Annotated in this window: 13 protein-coding genes; 4 read left to right on the forward strand and 9 right to left on the reverse strand. The window is 49.9% G+C overall.

Going from position 1 to position 17,074, the window contains the following annotated elements; all coding sequences use genetic code 11:
• Genes BLR73_RS02390 through BLR73_RS02400 form a run of 3 tightly spaced genes read left to right on the forward strand, consistent with a single transcriptional unit; the run spans position 1 to position 5,244 of the window.
• Complete coding sequence (locus BLR73_RS02390) at positions 1-2,349, forward strand: glycoside hydrolase family 3 N-terminal domain-containing protein (RefSeq protein ID WP_091858532.1); 2,349 nt, start codon at positions 1-3, stop codon at positions 2,347-2,349.
• Positions 2,350-4,530: a GH92 family glycosyl hydrolase gene (locus BLR73_RS02395; protein WP_091858535.1), complete on the forward strand. Its 2,181-nt coding sequence runs from the start codon at positions 2,350-2,352 to the stop codon at positions 4,528-4,530.
• Positions 4,531-4,572: 42 nt separating this feature from the next.
• The gene (locus BLR73_RS02400) at positions 4,573-5,244 is read left to right on the forward strand and encodes a copper homeostasis protein CutC (RefSeq protein WP_091858538.1); all 672 of its coding nucleotides are present in this window, start codon (positions 4,573-4,575) and stop codon (positions 5,242-5,244) included.
• Here BLR73_RS02400 and BLR73_RS02405 read toward each other — a convergent pair.
• The 9 genes from BLR73_RS02405 to BLR73_RS02445 all read right to left on the reverse strand — a co-directional run bounded on the left by BLR73_RS02405 (position 5,228) and on the right by BLR73_RS02445 (position 16,574).
• Positions 5,228-7,636 (reverse strand): transglutaminase-like domain-containing protein, encoded by a 2,409-nt coding sequence (locus BLR73_RS02405; protein ID WP_091858541.1) that lies wholly within the window; start codon positions 7,634-7,636, stop codon positions 5,228-5,230. The two genes, BLR73_RS02400 and BLR73_RS02405, sit on opposite strands and share 17 nt — an antisense overlap.
• Positions 7,637-7,649: 13 nt before the next feature.
• Entirely contained in the window at positions 7,650-8,444 is a 795-nt protein-coding gene (locus tag BLR73_RS02410; RefSeq protein WP_091858544.1) for a prephenate dehydrogenase, read from the reverse strand.
• A 95-nt stretch (positions 8,445-8,539) separates the two neighbouring features.
• Positions 8,540-9,604 (reverse strand): bifunctional 3-deoxy-7-phosphoheptulonate synthase/chorismate mutase type II, encoded by a 1,065-nt coding sequence (locus tag BLR73_RS02415; protein ID WP_013064980.1) that lies wholly within the window; start codon positions 9,602-9,604, stop codon positions 8,540-8,542.
• A 3-nt stretch (positions 9,605-9,607) separates the two neighbouring features.
• Positions 9,608-10,771, reverse strand: coding sequence for a pyridoxal phosphate-dependent aminotransferase (locus BLR73_RS02420; RefSeq protein ID WP_176763591.1), 1,164 nt, complete (start codon positions 10,769-10,771; stop codon positions 9,608-9,610).
• 35 nt (positions 10,772-10,806) lie between these two features.
• Positions 10,807-11,649 (reverse strand): prephenate dehydratase, encoded by an 843-nt coding sequence (locus BLR73_RS02425; RefSeq protein ID WP_091858550.1) that lies wholly within the window; start codon positions 11,647-11,649, stop codon positions 10,807-10,809.
• 316 nt (positions 11,650-11,965) lie between these two features.
• Positions 11,966-14,473 carry a BT4734/BF3469 family protein gene (locus BLR73_RS02430; protein ID WP_091858553.1) on the reverse strand — a complete coding sequence of 836 codons (2,508 nt, stop codon included), beginning with the start codon at positions 14,471-14,473 and terminating at the stop codon, positions 11,966-11,968.
• Entirely contained in the window at positions 14,431-14,904 is a 474-nt protein-coding gene (locus BLR73_RS02435; protein ID WP_091858556.1) for a hypothetical protein, read from the reverse strand. Before BLR73_RS02435 ends, BLR73_RS02430 begins: the two co-directional genes overlap by 43 nt.
• Position 14,905: 1 nt before the next feature.
• A complete protein-coding gene (locus tag BLR73_RS02440; RefSeq protein ID WP_139208820.1) occupies positions 14,906-15,199 on the reverse strand; it encodes a hypothetical protein in 294 nt (97 codons plus the stop codon).
• A 208-nt stretch (positions 15,200-15,407) separates the two neighbouring features.
• The gene (locus tag BLR73_RS02445; RefSeq protein WP_143010861.1) at positions 15,408-16,574 is read right to left on the reverse strand and encodes a hypothetical protein; all 1,167 of its coding nucleotides are present in this window, start codon (positions 16,572-16,574) and stop codon (positions 15,408-15,410) included.
• Between the two features lie 154 nt (positions 16,575-16,728).
• Between BLR73_RS02445 and BLR73_RS02450 the strand changes: the two genes are divergently transcribed.
• Complete coding sequence (locus BLR73_RS02450; RefSeq protein ID WP_013065484.1) at positions 16,729-17,028, forward strand: glutaredoxin; 300 nt, start codon at positions 16,729-16,731, stop codon at positions 17,026-17,028.
• Positions 17,029-17,074: the final 46 nt, after the last annotated feature.

Here is a 17,074-nt window from a genome sequence, read left to right on the forward strand (position 1 = left end):
ATGAAACGAATACTGATATCAACAATGGCTTGCTGCATGGCCCTGAGCCTGTCGGCCGCCAAAAAGAAAGCTAAGGAACTACTGCCCTACCAGAACCCGAAACTCTCGGTAGAACAGCGTGTAAACGACCTGGTTAGTCGTATGACATTGCAGGAGAAAGTGGGCCAGTTACGCTGCACCTTGGCATGGAACTACTACACCATCAAAGGAAAGAATGTAGAACCCTCGGAACTGTTCAAGAAGGATATTGCCGAGGGACAGATTGGTATGCTCTGGGGTACCTACCGCGCCGACCCCTGGACACAGAAGTCGCTCGAGAACGGACTCACCCCCGAACTGGCTGCCAAGACTGGTAATGCCCTGCAGAAGTACGTGATAGAGCACACCCGACTGGGTATCCCCCTGTTCTTAGCCGAAGAGGCACCCCACGGACATATGGCTATCGGCACTACCGTATTCCCCACCGGATTCGGTATGGCTGCCACCTGGAACCCAGCCCTGATTGAGAAAACCGGCGAGGTGATTGGTCAGGAAATCCGCTTGCAGGGCGGCCATATCAGCTACGGACCGGTATTAGACCTGGCCCGCGAGCCCCGTTGGTCGCGTGTAGAGGAGACGATGGGTGAAGACCCCGTACTGGCAGGCGAGTTAGGTGCTGCCATGGTAAAAGGACTGGGTGGCGGCATTCTGTCGAAGCCGTACAGCACCATTGCCACGCTGAAGCATTTTATCGGCTACGGCACCACCGAGGCCGGACAGAATGGCGGTATCACCATTGCCGGTGCACGCGAGTTGCAGGAGAGTTTCCTGCCCCCATTCAAGAAAGCCATCAATGCCGGCGCCCTGTCGGTGATGACCAGCTATAACTCGCTGGATGGTATCCCCAGCACCTGCAGCAAGGCGCTGCTTACCGACCTGCTGCGCACCCAGTGGGGATTCAACGGCTTTGTAGTCAGCGACCTGTATAGCATCGACGGTATCCACGGCACCCACCGTGTAGCCGAGACCAAGCAGCAAGCAGGTGTGATGGCGCTGAAGGCTGGTGTTGATGCCGACCTTGGTGCCCTAGCTTTCGGCAGACTGGAAGATGCCGTACAGAAAGGCATGGTAACTGAGGCTGAGATTGATGTAGCTGTCAAGCGCATCCTGAAGATGAAGTTCGAGATGGGCTTGTTTGAGCATCCTTATGTAGATGCAGCCCAGGCCAAACAGCTGGTTCGCAGCGATAACAACAAGGCTGTTGCCCTGCAGGTGGCTCGCGAGGTTATCACCTTGCTCAAGAACCAGAACCACGTGCTGCCACTTAACAAAAACAAAAAGGTGCTGGTGTGCGGACCTAATGCCGACAACGTGTATAACATGCTGGGCGACTATACCGCACCACAGGAAGATGGCAACGTAAAAACCATCCTCGCTGGCATCCGCAGCAAACTGCCCGCCAGTCAGGTAACCTACGTCAAAGGTTGTGCCGTACGCGACACCACCGCATCGAACATTGCCGAGGCAGTAGCTGCAGCCAAACAGGCCGATGTCATTGTGGTAGCTGTGGGTGGTTCGAGTGCCCGCGACTTCAAGACCAGCTATAAGGAGACCGGTGCTGCTGTTACCGACAGTAAGACCATCAGCGATATGGACTGTGGCGAAGGATTCGACCGCGCCACCCTCACCCCATTGGGTCATCAGATGCAGCTGCTCAAGGCCCTCAAGGCCACAGGTAAGCCTCTGGTAGTAGTTTATATCGAAGGTCGACCCATGGATAAGAGTTGGGCCGCCCTGCATGCCGATGCGCTACTCACAGCTTACTATCCCGGACAGGAAGGTGGTACCGCCATTGCCGACGTGCTGTTTGGCGATTACAACCCAGCCGGACGCCTGCCTGTATCGGTACCCGCCAACGTAGGGCAGATTCCAGTTTACTACAACAAGAAGCCACCTATGCCACACGATTATGTAGAGATGAGTGCCCGTCCGCTGTATGCCTTTGGCTACGGCTTGTCGTACACCACATTTAAGTACGACGATCTGAACATCGAGGAGACCGGCGACACCCAGTTTAAGGTAACCTTCAACGTTACCAATACCGGCGATATGGATGGCGACGAGGTGGTGCAGCTGTATCTGCACGACGAGTTTGCCTCTACTGCCCAGCCTATGATGCAGCTCAAGAAGTTCAGTCGTATCTTCATCCCCAAGGGCGAAACCAAGCAGGTATCGTTCACCCTCGAAGCCGAGGACCTGGAGATTGTAGATCAAAAGATGAACCACGTCGTTGAGACTGGCGACTTTACCGTGATGATAGGTCCCAGCTCGGATAACATTATTCTTAAAGCCACATTTACCCAGAATTAAATGAAAAAGCTCATTTTTACATTTTTAAATTGTTACATTTTAGGCTCTCTGTCTATCAGCGCCCAGCAGCCCGTGGATGACGTCGATCCCTTTATCGGCACCACTAACTACAGCGTGTGCAATCCAGGTGCCGTGTGCCCCAATGGCATGATGAGTGTGGTACCCTTTAACGTGATGGGTAGCGACCTGAACATGTACGATAAGGATAAGCGCTGGTGGTCGGCGCCTTACGAATATAACAACAAGTATTTCACCGGCTTTGCCCATGTAACGCTGAGTGGTGTGGGTTGTCCCGAACTAGGCACCCTGCTCACCATGCCTACCACCGGCAAACTGGATGTGGATTACCGCCACTACGGCTCGGAATACAGCAACGAGCAGGCCACCCCTGGCTACTATGCCGTGAGTCTGAAAAAGTACGGCATCCGTTGCGAGGTTAGTGCCACCACCCGCAGTTCGGCCGAGCGCTTCACCTTTCCTAAAGGCGAGGGCCATATCCTGCTGAACCTGGGCAACGGACTCACCAACGAGGTAGGTGGCATGGTGCACCGTGTCAGCGATACCGAGATTGAGGGGTATCGCCTGGTGGGTACCTTCTGCTACAATCCGCAGGCCGTGTTCCCCATTTACTTTGTGATGCGAGTGAACAAACAGCCCGTATCGGCAGGCTACTGGAAAAAACAGCCACCGATGGACGGACCCGAAAAAGACTGGGACCCCGATCAGGGCAAATACAAGCTCTACACAACCTACGGCAAGGAGTTGGCAGGCGATGATGTAGGCTACTATTTTAACTACGATTGTACCGAGGGCGAACAGATTGAGGTGCAGATGGGCGTATCATTCGTATCTATCGAGAATGCCCGCCAGAACCTGAACACCGAACAGCCCCAGTTTGCTTTCGACAACACCCGTCAGCAGGCCCGTCTGACTTGGGCCGAAACGCTGAACCGAGTTACCGTCGAGGGTGGCACCGAGGCCCAGCGCCGCATGTTCTACACCGCCCTGTATCACACCCAAATTCACCCCAACATCCTGCAGGACGTTAACGGCCAGTACCCCGAGATGGAGAGTTTTAAGATAGGCACCACTAGTACCAACCGCTACACCGTTTTCTCACTCTGGGACACCTACCGCAACGTGGGTCAGCTGATGACACTACTCTACCCCGACAAGCAGTTAGATATGGTACGCTCTATGATTGGCATGTACAAGGAATGGGGCTGGATGCCAAAGTGGGAACTGTACAGTCGCGAAACGTGGACGATGGAGGGCGATCCTGCCATCCCCTTTATTGCCGACACCTGGTTGAAGGGTCTGCGCGATTTCGATATCAACACCGCCTACGAGGCTTTCTATAAGTCGGCCACCATGCCTGGCAAGGATAACAAGATGCGCCCCGATGTAGACAACTACTACAAGCGCGGCTACGTGCCTATGGGCGAATATGCCGCCGATATGTCGGGCGACAACTCGGTATCGCACGCCTTGGAGTACTATATTGCCGATGCCTCGCTGGCTAACCTGGCCGAGGCCATGGGTAAGAAACAGGATGCCAAGCGATTCCGCCAACAGAGTCTGGGCTACCGTCATTACTATTCTAAGGAGTCGGGTACGCTGCGCCCCATCAATCAGGATGGCACGTTCCTCACACCTTTCGATCCCAAGGATGGTGCCGACTTCTCGAATGCTCCCGGATTCCACGAGGGCAGCGCCTGGAACTACACCTTCTACGTGCCTCATGACATCAAGGGACTGGCACGCCTGATGGGTGGCGACAAGAAGTTTGTGCAGAAGTTGCAACGTGTGTTCGATGAGGGTTTGTACGACCCCGCCAACGAACCCGACATTGCCTACCCTTACCTGTTTACCTATTTCAAGGGCGAGGAATGGCGCACCGAGAAGATTGTTACCAGTCTGATTAACAAATACTTCAGCGATAAGCCGAACGGCATTCCAGGCAACGATGATTGCGGCACCATGTCAACATGGCTCATCTTCTCGATGATGGGCCTCTATCCCGATTGTCCTGGCACACCCAGCTATGCACTTACCAAACCGGTATTCGATAAGGTAACGCTGCATCTCGATAAGCGTTATTACTCCAAGGGCGACGTCATCATCGATGGCACCAAACCCCTCAAGAAATATCGCATCTCGCATAGCGAGCTGGTGCATTAAACATTAAACATGAAACATTAAAGATTAAACATTAAACATTATATGAAACGAACATTAGAAGTATGTACTGGCAATATGGCCAGTGTGATTGCAGCTGCTGAGGGCGGTGCCGAGCGCATCGAATTGTGTACAGCTTTGGCATTAGGCGGTGTTACCCCCACCATAGGTATGATGAAGTGGATTCGCCAGCAGTATCCCGAACTCAAGATTCAGGTACTCATCCGTTCACGCGAAGGCGATTTTGTGTATAACAAGGCAGATATCGAGGCGATGCTCGAGGATATCCGTCTGTCGTTGCCATACTGCGATGGTATCGTGTGCGGCGCCCTCACTGCCGATGGCGATATCGACGTAGAGGCATTGAAGCTGATGGTTAAGGCTTCGGGCGACAAACCCTTTACTTTCCACCGTGCTTTCGACCGCTGTCGTGAGCCCGAGAAGGCCCTCGAGCAGATTATCGCTGCCGGTTGTGCCCGCATCCTCACCTCAGGTCATGAGCCATCAGCCGAGAAGGGAATTCCCCTGCTGCGTAAACTCGTAGAACAGGCAGCCGGACGTATCATCATCATGCCAGGCGGCGGCGTAACAACAAAAAATGCCCGTCTGATCATCGACCAGACGGGCTGTATGGAAATTCACGGTTCATTCTCGGCTGGCAGTGGTGTTACCAGTGCCGACGACGTGAAATACGTGCTTTCTACAATTGACGAATAACCTTGATCAGCTGCTCACCTAAGTTGATGGTGTAGCCCTGCTGAACAAATACCACGCGGTTAAACGAATCGCAAATCAGGAACACAGGGAGTGCTGGGCTCTGCAGTTTCATCTGCTGCCACACTTCCTGTTTTATTTTACCCTCTACATCGGTTCCCCAAACCACGGTGTTAGGCAGCTTGTCGAACTCGGCAAAGTTAAAGCGCTGTGCCTCGTCGTCGTTCTGGAACAGGAATATCATCTTTCTACCCCACTCCTCAAACTGCTGCTTGTAAACCGAGATATCGCGCATAGCGTGGTTGGTAGGCTCCTGGTTAGGTGCCACAATAGCCAACACATAATACCCGCGCCCAGTAGTAGAAAGCAGACTCTTATCGCTATCGGTAGCTTTGTCGTGATAGATATCCTCGGCATTTAGCGACCCAATCACCTGTACATCCTCCTGATTCTCGCGCAGGGCATAGCTGATGGTGGTATCGACGTTGAGAGTAAAGCGCTGCATACGAGCCAGTACCTTACCGCTGGCCATACGCACACCGGTAGTAAGGATATACTCACCCTTATCCAGCTCCTGTCCGTTCACGAAATCCTGCTGGGTGGCATCTTCGGGGAATGTCTGCAACTGCAGCTGTCCATCCACCACCTTGCTCAGCGTAAAGTGGATGTAGTACTTAGGATTATCGTTGTGAGCCGACAGCTTGTAATACAGCTTCAACTTAGCGGTGTTAGCCTGTTTGGCGTTCTGGGCCTTGGCAAACACGTCTACCCAACGTCCATCGGCATAGTACTGGGGCTTGCCGTTCACCTCGTTGATACGGGCAGGCATGCCTAAGCTGCGAGCCACCGATACAAAGAAGATGTTACGACCCAGATCGTCGGTCAGCTTTTCGCGATACACACTCATTGGCTGCATACGCAATCCCTGTGGGTTATGATCGTTGTCGATGCGGATGTTCTGGTTGCACCATGCCTCCAGCTGGGCAGGACTCTTGATGCTGCCCATGTGCTCGCGGAAGAAAGCCTTATAAGGTGTAAGCCACTCCAGCTCTACACGGGGGCACAGCACATACTTCAGATAGATATCCGATGTATCCACGGCAGCCACCTGATTATCCTTCAGTACAGCCAGTTCGATATCACGCAGGTCCTTCTTAGCCAATACGCCGAGCAGTTTCTCTGCCATCAGCTGGTTGGGAGCCTCGTTCAGGAACTGCTGGATGGTTCGGTGGTTACCGCGCCAGTCTTCAACCGGCATGGTAGCCTCGTAGGCATGACGGATACTGTCCTCGTAAGCCGAACGACGGTTGTTCTCGGCACGCTGCTCAGGAGTTACCAAAGGCAGCTGACCACTAACTGGTGGTGGCACGATGTCGAGATCCACCAAATCAGGCAATTCCTTGCTGTTCAGCACGATTTTCACCTGCTTGTCCTTACCGAACGATACCTTACGGGTAGCCACCAAGCCACCTTTCGATACCCACAGCAGCATGTCGCCCTTACCGGCAGTCAGCGAGGCATGTCCCAGCTTGTCAGTAGTCTTGTTAGCTACGGTGTAGAACTCAGCATAGTTATACAGCTTAAACTCTACGCGGGCACCCGAAACAGGCTTGCCTTTAGCGTTAACCACCTGTACGTTAACCTGCGCTGTAGGTGCATAGTTATCTACCACGTTAATCTCTGTGTAACAAGGTGTCTGGCTCATCACCTCCTCAGGTCCGTCGTAGTTACCAAAAGCCTTGGTGTGCATCAGCATACCACGCGAGGCACTCTCGTTAAACCAACCCAGGTTCAGCACAGGCTCTGGCTCGCAGGCACCCAAGAAGTACCACTTGCCATCGGCCCAGGCCTCTACCCACGCATGGTTATCATCGGTATGCGCCCAACGCGGGGTGTACACCTGACGGGCAGGAATACCCACGGCACGCAGGGCTGCAACAGTAAAAGTGCTCTGCTCGCCACAGCGTCCATAAGCCGTACGGAGCGTTGCCAGCGGACTGCTGGTTCTGCCATCCGACGGACGATACGTCACGTGCTCGTGGCACCAGTGGTTCACCTCGAGGATAGCCTCTTGCATACTCAGTTTCTCAACACGGGGCTTGAGGGCCTTATAGAACACCTCGCGACTGTTGTCGAGATTCTCGTTGTTAACTCGCACGGGCACCACAAAATGGCGGAACTCGCGCTCTGGAATGGTTTTGCCCCATGGCATCTCAGCACGTGCTTTGAGCGACAGGGCAACGTTCTGCTGGTAGAACTCGCGACTGTAATCAGTCTTGTCTGGCTGTGGCATAAACTGGTAAAGGTAGTCCACATAGCTGTCGCGGGTTTGAGCGCTGGCTGGTAGGCACATGGCGCTCAGCAGAATGGTGAAAATAGTTAGCGTTTTGTACATGTAAAATATCTAGTTAGCGTTTAATCTCTATGTCGTTCTTTACGTTGTTGCGAATCTTCGTCAGATAGCCCTTCATACCAGCAGCATCCTTCTGGTCGATAATCTCCAGCAGCTCCTTCAGCTCGGTACGAATCTGTGCCACCTGATCGTGCGTGTAGGGGTTGAACAGGATTTCCTGCAGCAGGTAGTCGTCCTCATTCAGCACGCCCTTGGCAATACGCATATGGCGCTTAAAGGTGGTACCAGGTGCATCCTGATGCTTCATCACAGCAGCGAACACAAACGTTGAAACAAATGGAATACTCAGCGAGTAAGCCACCGTTTTATCGTGCTCCTCGAAGGTATACTCGTAGATGTTCAAACCCAGCTTGCGATACAGCTCCTTAAAGAAGCAACGACCCATGCAGTCGCCCTCCTGGATAATGATGGCATTCTCCTCGCTCAGCTGTTGCAGGTTGGCGAAGGTAGGACCAAACATAGGGTGCGTAGATACAAAGCGCATACCGGTCTGCTCATAGAAGTCCTTCAGATCGGTCTTTACGCTGGCGATATCGCTGATAATGCACTCCTTAGGCAGGTTAGGTATCACCTCTTTAAACACGGGGATGGTATATTTCAGCGTTACCGCATTGATGAGCAGTTCGGGCTCAAAGGCCTTAATCTCATCGTAGGTGGTGAAACGCTGACAGTTGTATGTAAATCGCATGCGTTTGGCATCTCTCTCAAACACAGCCACTTCGTGGTCGAAACTCAGCAGGTCGATGAAGAACGATCCCATCTTTCCTGCGCCCATTACTAATATTTTCATTGCTTTTTTCTTTTGGCACGAATTACGCGAATTTACACGAATTTTAGCTTATTATTCAATAATTCGCGTTAATTCGTGAAACTCGTGCCTAATAATTACTTATTTATTATTTCAATCTGCTGGCGAACGCTCTCCTCGTGGATATTCTCGAATACGTGCGCTACGAACTCTGGGTCCATGCCACAGAGTGAGCCCTGGGCACCACGCTTGTTCAGAATTTCATTGTAGCGGTTGGCCTGCAGCACCGTCATGTTGTGCTCCTTCTTGTACTGACCAATCTCACGGCACACACGCATGCGCTTAGCCAACAGATCCATCAGCTGGTTATCCAGCTCGTCAATCTGCTTACGCAACTGGGTGATACCCTCGGTTGTGGTCTTCTCGTCGCGGATTACCAACAGGCTCAGGATGTAGTCGAGCACATCAGGTGTTACCTGCTGCTTGGCATCGCTCCAGGCCTTATCAGGATCGCAGTGGCTCTCCACAATCAGACCGTCGAAACCAAGGTCCATAGCCTGCTGACACAGAGGTGCTACCAGCTCACGACGTCCACCGATATGCGAGGGGTCGCTGATGATAGGCAGCTCAGGAATACGACGACGTAACTCTATGGGAATCTGCCACATAGGTGCGTTACGGTAAATCTTTTGTTCGTAGCTTGAGAAACCACGATGGATAGCACCAAGACGCTTGATGCCAGCCTGATTGATACGCTCCAAAGCACCAATCCAGAGCTCCAGGTCGGGGTTCACGGGGTTCTTTACAAACACGGGGATATCCACACCCTTCAGCGAGTCGGCAATGGCCTGCATGGCAAAGGGGTTAGCCGATGTACGGGCACCAATCCACAGGATATCTACGCCGTGCTTCAGGCACAGCTCCACGTGCTCAGGTGTAGCAACCTCGGTAGAAACCAGCATCTTGGTTTCCTTCTTCACCTGCTCCAACCAAACCAGAGCGGGCTCGCCATGACCCTCAAAGCCACCGGGCTTGGTACGAGGCTTCCACACACCAGCGCGGAAGTTATGGCAGCCCTTCATAGCCAGCTGCTTAGCGGTTGTCATCACTTGTTCCTCGGTTTCAGCACTACAAGGGCCTGCAATCACAAAGGGACGTTCGTTGTCACTTGGTAAATTCAATGGTGATAATTCTAATTCCATATCTTATAGTATTTTTTCAATTCTTTCTAATGCTTGTTTAATCTTGTCTTCTTTAGCGCACAAAGAGATGCGGATGTATCGCTCGCCGTTGCTACCGAAGATAAAGCCTGGAGTGATAAATACGCGGGCCTCGTGCAGCACACGCTCTGTCAGGTCCTCTACGTTCTGGACATCAGCGGGAATCTTTCCCCACAGGAACATACCCACCTGATTCTTATCGTAGGTACAACCCAGCACATCCATAATCTTCTCGGCCCACTGGCGGCGACGCTTGTAGTTATCGATGTTGAACTCGCGATGCCAGGCCTCGTCGTTGTTGTTCAGCGCCTCGGCAGCAGCCAACTGAATGCCACGGAAGGTACCACTCTCAATGTTACTCTGTACCTTCAGTATCCACTGGATAAACTGTGGGTTCGACAAGCACATACCTACACGCCAACCGGGCATGTTATGACTCTTCGACATCGAGTTGAACTCAATACAGCAGTCCTTGGCGCCTGGCACCTGCATAATGCTCATGTGCTCCTCGCTCAGGATAAACGAGTAAGGGTTATCGTTCACCACCACAATGTTGTGATCCTGGGCAAACTTCACCAGTCGCTCGTATGTTTCCATACGGGCACGTCCGCCTGTAGGCATATTGGGATAGTTGGTCCACATCAGCTTCACCTTCGAGAGATCCATCTTCTCCAGCTCGTCGAAATCAGGCTGCCAACCGTTGTCCTCACGCAGATTGTAGTTTACGATTTTGGCACCCAGAATCTTGCTGAGCGATGTGTAGGTGGGATAGCCGGGATTGGGCACCAGCACCTCGTCGCCTGGGTTGACAAAGGCCAGCGTTACGTGCAGGATACCCTCTTTCGACCCAATCAGCGGCAATACCTCAGTCTTCCAGTCGAGCTCTACGTTGTACCAACGCTTGTAGAAGTTAGCCATAGCCTCGCGCAGTTCGGGTGTACCTACTGTTATCTGATAGCCGTGTGCATCGGGCAGTTTAGACACCTCGCACAGCTTTTCGATGGTTCGCTCCGATGGTGGCATGTCGGGACTACCGATAGCCAATGAGATAATATCCTTACCCTCGGCGTTCATCTGCGCCACCTCCTTCAGTTTCCTACTAAAGTAGTACTCCTGCACCAAACTTAATCTATCTGCTGGTTGTATCATTTTAATCTTTAATGTTTCATGTTTAATGTTTAATCTTAATTGGTTTGCTTCCCATCCTTGTACTCACCCAGAATTTTCAGCGCCTTGGTAAGTGGGATGATGGCATCTACAGCCTGACGGTATCGTGTCAGATCGTCGTACATCACATCCACGTAGAACAGGTACTCCCACTCCTTGCCGATGATAGGCAGACTCTGAATCTTTGTGAGGTTGATGTGATAGAACGACAGGATGGCCAGTACGTGTGCCAGCGATCCCTGCTCGTGAGGCAGCGAGAAAACCATACTGCTCTTATTAGTATCTGTAAGCGGACGCATCATATCGGCCTTATTTGGATTGCTAACCACCAGGAATCGGGTAAAGTTATGCTTGTTGTCCTCGATATGATCCTCAAGCACCTTCAGTCCGTACAGCTTGGCAGCCTCGGCATGACAGATGGCAGCCCATCCGCGCTTCTTGCCCTCGGCTATCATCTTGGCACTACCGGCAGTATCCTCGGCCTCCACATTCTTAAGCTGTGGGTGCTGAGCCAGGAAGTTGCGGCACTGCATCAGGGCTACAGGGTGCGAGTGTACCTCGGTAATAGTGTCCCAATCGTCCTCAGGCAAACAGCAGATGCTGTGGGTGATATGCAACTTATGCTCGCCTACGATGGCAGTACCGCTATCACGCAGCAGCTCGTAGTTGTGCAGCAGACTACCCGCAATCGTATTCTCGATAGCCAGCATGCCTATGGCGGTAGGATCCTTCTGCATCTCCTGGAACACCTGTTCGAAGGTTGAGCAGCAAATCAACTGTATCTGTTCTCCCTCGAAGTACAGGTGCGCCGCGATATCGTGGAACGACCCGATTAATCCTTGTATTGCAATTCTCTTCATTATCTCAATTTTTACATTTTCTAATTTTTACACTTTAAAAAAGCAAGTCCCGCTATCACTTGGTTGTGAAGCGGGACCTTGTTGTTTTATCTTCCATTGTCATAAGTTGAACTTTACACGCAACTTCCCGCTTCACAGTGTCCTGCAAAGTAAAAATAATAACCGTAAAACCACGCATTCAACATTGACATAATTCTCTCGTTTATTTGTTTACGGCTGCAAAAGTATAGTATTTTTGCGAAACAAACAAATAAAATGGCAGAAATTTTGCGATTTCTGCCACAAATTGTTATTTTTCGTGCTTTTACCTATATATTTACGGTAGTTCTTTTAATATTTTACGATATACGCCATAACTTACTTTCTTGATTACGCCATCCTCTTTCAAGCGCTTTAGAGCACGCGATGTGGCAGAATCACTCGTGCCAAAACTGTCCTTAAACTGCTGCGTATTAAATTCATCAGGCAACTGGCGGAAACATTCTTCATAACGCGTGGTGCGGCGGCGCTGTACAAACTCCTTGTTCTGATCGGCAAAATAGTTAAACGCCATCTCGCCAAAGAAAAACTTCTGAGACTGATACTGAATGTCCATCACCACACGACAGAAACGCTTATCTGTCTCATCCATGGATAGCGTGTGGTGCTCCTGCCACTCGTCCCAATGGCGCATCAGGATAAAGGGCAACGAGATGCCAATACCGTAGTACGGAATACGCTTTAACAACATGCGGTCGGCCTTGTCGCCATTAAACTCGGCTATCTCCATCTTATCGGTCTGCCACTCATAGGTTTCGTCGTTCAGCGGTTCTATGGGTATCTCACCAGCCACCTTATCCAATCTGTAGGCCCACTTCTTCAACGTTTCTTCGCTACCCTCAATCACCTCTTGGTAACGCTCCACCTTACCTTTATCAGGCAAAGGAATCACAGCCAGTCGGGTACTCATACCCGTACCAAAGTTACGCTGGTTCACCTTGCGATGCAGGGCATAAGGCGTGCCGGTGTAGATAAAGTTCCAGTACACGTTGAACATACCCGTGACGCTCTCCTGATTGGCATACATCTGTCCGTCCTCCTCATTGTGGAAGGCTTTCAGTTCCAGTATCTCGCGGTCTTTCCAATCGCCACCTTTATTATTTTTGGTAACGTTGTCAAGTTCCGAGTCGAACGAGAACATGTGCAGGTTCAGCGGCTTGCCATCAATCGTTTCGATAGCGGCATTCATGTGGCGGATAAACTCACCTGTAGCCGTACGTGCCGGGTGTACGCGGATGCCTACAGCTGGCCGTTTCAACGCCTCGCCCTTCTGCGCCTTGGTGCTGGTGGTGCGTTCCGTGCGCCCCTCCTTGTAGCGGTTCACAGCATCTATCAGGCAACTGTCAGCTTGAATCATCGGGTCGGCAATCTGCTTGTAAAACTCCTCAATCATGTGTTTTCCCGCACCAGGATCGCCGATAATAAAGATGCAGTAATTCAGCCTGCGAACAATCTTTGGCGCAAACCAGAAGTGATACCAGGCACGCGTCATCAACGTCCCGAACAGCGCCGCCGATGAGAACAATACCGCTGGCAGCTTATGTGGATGCACATTCACAAACAGCTCCTTCATACAAGGATAAAACTCAGCCATCTCCTGCAATTCCGAAGCCCATTTATCCAGCGGCAGCTGCGCATAAACATCATCACTCCCGTCGGGAGAATTTACAGTTGGTTCCGAAGGCTCTAAAACCGCCTTCATCTCTTTTGAGATTTTTGGCAGCCAGGCCTTACCTTTCTTGGCATTCTCGTTTTCCTGTGCCGTTACGTAGTCGGCAGCATTATCCACGGTACGCTTCACATCCTCGCCGCGCTCTGCTATCATCTCCTGCACCCAAGGCTGCACCATCAGCAGGGCCAATGTCTTTGCCTTATCGCGATCAGTCATGATATACAAGTCGCGAGCCAGCACCACGCTGGCCTCATGCCTCGAAACCTCATCGCTGCTGGTAGATCGTTTTTTCCACCATGCTGCGATTATCGAGAGTAACGGCATGCCATTGTACGTCAGAAGCTCAGCAATCCGCAGGTAGTTTCCATCGCCAGCTGATAAAGCAGGTTGGTTTTCTCCAGCACTTTCCACAGCGGCCATATCACCGCTATCAGCACTATTCTTAGCAACGTTAATAGTAGGCTGGCTACGACCAGCATGGTATTCATCGTTATACTTCTTACCAAAATCTTCGTTTTCATACGTAATCAATTTTTCTTCGTCAATAAAAATAATATCTTCACTTGTAGTAAGGAACGCACCCCTTGAGGCATCCTTGCAAGCCTCATCGGGGTTAAGTCCCAGCTTTTTAGAGAACACTATCTGGTTGTCAATCAGGTTGCCTACGTTGGCATCAGCCATAAACACAACCTTCAATCCATGCCCCGATGGTGTAACGTACACAAACAGGACCCTCGCCTTATCCTCGTCAGATAGCTTGGCATAGGCCTCATCCCAAATCTGACGGACATCGCCCTCCACATGGTCATAGTCAATCACACACAAGCCGTTTAGCTTACAATGTTGCTGACTGCGCCAACTGCCCTTCTTAAAGGTTACATCGCCAGTAAGTTTGTTCTCAAACTTCTTATTCCATTCTTCATAGGTGGCAATGAAAATCACAAACGGCAGACTCTTTTTCTTGTTGTCGTAGGCATTCTTATCACCTCGGGCCAGCGCCTCGCGGGCTTCCTTTACTTTTCTGATAGTTTCAGGCGCCGTAATTAGCGCCCGAAACTGTTCTACTGTAACTATTTCGGTTGGTAAACCGAAGCTTCGTTGAAAGCAAAACATTTGTCAATCTCACTTGTTAGTTGGTACAACTGCTTCCTTACGTCCAATGCTCCTTCAATCTCGAATGTGAGCCAAGCCATCAGCTGGGGATGCTCACCTTTAACAAGACAAACCTTCAGGTTGTCGTTGTTTACCAGATACTCGCCTTTCGGCAAGGTAGGTTCCTCAATCTCGATGTCCTTCGTAAGCTTAGCCAGCTCCTTGCGGAAATAAGCAGCCTTATCAACTACTTCTTCGGGACATTTCAATTCCACACACGTCAGCGGGTTCTTACCCGAAGTCTGATAGCGCTTCGACTTCCCCACCTTCTTCACATCCTTCTGAGCCGGTGCTCCCTTCTCCTGTGGTGTTACCTCAATCGAATCATCATCAAACACTCGGGTGTTCGATTTGAAACTTCTGATGCACTTACGTTTCTTTACGTCTTCCATTTTACATCAAGCCGATTTTATCCACATAGATTGTTGTTGCCTGCATGGCATCACCCGTCTGCTGCGAGTTCCACTCACGAACCACCATCGAGCATTGCACCTTGTACTGACGCTGAGGGTCGAACTTAGGACAGTTCACCGCTCTCTCGCCTGTAATCTCACCCAGGAAAGTGTCGGTACCGTCGGTCAACTTCAGCACAACTGTGTTGATCACCTTCTGCTCACCCGTTTTCTTGTCGGTGTACTCGCGGGTGTTCAATCCGCTCTGATTCAAAATTCTTACTGTTGCTTCCATAATTAATGTTTAATTTTTAAATTTTTCCATTTTTACATTTTCCTTGTCGCCTCGTCCTTAATTCCGAATGCAAAATTATAGATAATGGAAACAAAAGAAAAAGGAAAGCAAAGGTTTCTCACAGACCGGAAACCTTTAGAAACCAATAAAAACTTATAAAAACAAAAACCTGAATCTTTCGACGCTAATAAGCATGAAAAAAGGAGAGTTAAACCACTCTCCTATTCCAGTTTTGTCGGCTTTTAGCATATAGCCCCGCATGATTCAGTATCTCCCATAGTTCACCTTTTCGACTATTTCCATAATCCGATATGCGTTTCTCTTTTACCCATCTGTTAACTACGTCGGTAATACCACTCGACTTCATTCCGTCAATCTCACTCAGGAATCGCAGTACCTCTTCCATATTATTATAAAATATAGGCATTAGTTTTTCTAATAGTTCGTTGTTTACAATATCTTCTGGTTCATCGTCCTCTTCCTGGCCGAGCTGTTCCATCTCCTTATTAATCAGATGCGACATCATATCAAGTTCGTAGATAGCCTTCTTCTGATTAAAACTTAGGTCGCAATAATGGTCCTGTATATATTTACCATATTTGGCATAGTTGATAATAAGTAGCGTACCATCCCAATGGAAATAATGCCTCCATTTGGCACACGAAATGATAAACTTCTCATTCATCTCAAAATTATAGGGCAGGAATCCCTTCAAGTAATCAACCCTCACTGCATTAATCTCGTCTTGCGAGGGCGTAGGTGCAAGGTACAGCACATTAGTTTTTAGCATCATTGCCACCTCCAGGGCCTGCAGTTCGCGCAGTTCTTTTAATGTAGGCGAGCTATGCTCGTATAACCAATCATTAAATCTGCCCACCACACCACATTCACTAAATTTCTTTTCCTCATTAAAGAAAAACTGTTCGAAGGTGTTGTGATCAAATTCCCTCATAATTGCCCAGGTATCTTCAAGCTGAGATTTTAAGTTTAGGATGGCATCATTCAACTCATTCCGAATTTCGTCCTTTTCTACCTTACTCACAATATTACCGCAACGCAACCAGAATTCGGCGTCATTCCGAAGTTTCGACAACAAGCAGCACATCTCCATCCTACGCCCCTGTTTCAAGTCAGCATTATACCCCGAGAGTTTCACATTTACTTTCTCGATCAATTCCATAAAGAAGCGCACAAACGTCATCTGCAAAAATTCGAGATAGAGTGTCATCTGATTTAATTCGTTGGCTATGGTTCTGATGTCGCTTATCATACCCTTTAGTTCTTTAAGATATTCCGGGGCAGCCATGTCGCCAACATTCAGGGCACCCCAAAGTTGAGCTCTTTCGAGCTCGTTAGTAATAATTTGAGTTTGCATAATGATATTGGTTTTATTAGTTATTAAAATATAATACTGCCGGCAAAGGTATAAAGAATAAATGAAATACAAACATTTTAGCCAATAATTCTTGGAATTGGAAAGAAATTCGTAATTTTGTACCCAAATAACAAACATTCAAAAACGATAAGCTATGATTAAGATGTATGTAATGGAGACTTGTCCCGACTGTGCTTATGTCGAGAAGCAAGTAGAAGGAAACCCTAATTTTGAAGTGATCGACATCGGTAAGCATGTCAGAAACCTGAAGCAGTTTATCAAGCTTCGTGATACACATCCGGCTTTTGATGAAGCGAAGGCCGTGGGTGACTTAGGTATTCCCTGCTACGTACTGGAAGATGGCACAGTAACGCTCTACTCGAAGGATGTCGGTTTGGAGCCACGTCCCCAGGACGAAGGTGCTGCTTGTAGCCTCGATGGACGAGGATGTTAGGTATGTAACTCAATCGTTTAGAAAACAACATATCCTTTATATTGGA

This window comes from Prevotella sp. khp1 (genome assembly GCF_900102205.1).
In the GTDB taxonomy this organism is placed as follows: Bacteria; Bacteroidota; Bacteroidia; order Bacteroidales; family Bacteroidaceae; genus Prevotella; species Prevotella ruminicola.

What these genes read in the sequence shown, in the direction of transcription:
- BLR73_RS02390 (WP_091858532.1), top strand. Translation starts at nt 1, where the DNA reads ATGAAACGAATACTGATATCAACAATGGCTTGCTGCATGGCCCTGAGC.
- BLR73_RS02395 (WP_091858535.1), top strand. Translation starts at nt 2,350, where the DNA reads ATGAAAAAGCTCATTTTTACATTTTTAAATTGTTACATTTTAGGCTCT.
- BLR73_RS02400 (WP_091858538.1), top strand. Translation starts at nt 4,573, where the DNA reads ATGAAACGAACATTAGAAGTATGTACTGGCAATATGGCCAGTGTGATT.
- BLR73_RS02405 (WP_091858541.1), bottom strand. Translation starts at nt 7,636, where the DNA reads ATGTACAAAACGCTAACTATTTTCACCATTCTGCTGAGCGCCATGTGC.
- BLR73_RS02410 (WP_091858544.1), bottom strand. Translation starts at nt 8,444, where the DNA reads ATGAAAATATTAGTAATGGGCGCAGGAAAGATGGGATCGTTCTTCATC.
- BLR73_RS02415 (WP_013064980.1), bottom strand. Translation starts at nt 9,604, where the DNA reads ATGGAATTAGAATTATCACCATTGAATTTACCAAGTGACAACGAACGT.
- BLR73_RS02420 (WP_176763591.1), bottom strand. Translation starts at nt 10,771, where the DNA reads ATGATACAACCAGCAGATAGATTAAGTTTGGTGCAGGAGTACTACTTT.
- BLR73_RS02425 (WP_091858550.1), bottom strand. Translation starts at nt 11,649, where the DNA reads ATGAAGAGAATTGCAATACAAGGATTAATCGGGTCGTTCCACGATATC.
- BLR73_RS02430 (WP_091858553.1), bottom strand. Translation starts at nt 14,473, where the DNA reads ATGTTTTGCTTTCAACGAAGCTTCGGTTTACCAACCGAAATAGTTACA.
- BLR73_RS02435 (WP_091858556.1), bottom strand. Translation starts at nt 14,904, where the DNA reads ATGGAAGACGTAAAGAAACGTAAGTGCATCAGAAGTTTCAAATCGAAC.
- BLR73_RS02440 (WP_139208820.1), bottom strand. Translation starts at nt 15,199, where the DNA reads ATGGAAGCAACAGTAAGAATTTTGAATCAGAGCGGATTGAACACCCGC.
- BLR73_RS02445 (WP_143010861.1), bottom strand. Translation starts at nt 16,574, where the DNA reads ATGCAAACTCAAATTATTACTAACGAGCTCGAAAGAGCTCAACTTTGG.
- BLR73_RS02450 (WP_013065484.1), top strand. Translation starts at nt 16,729, where the DNA reads ATGATTAAGATGTATGTAATGGAGACTTGTCCCGACTGTGCTTATGTC.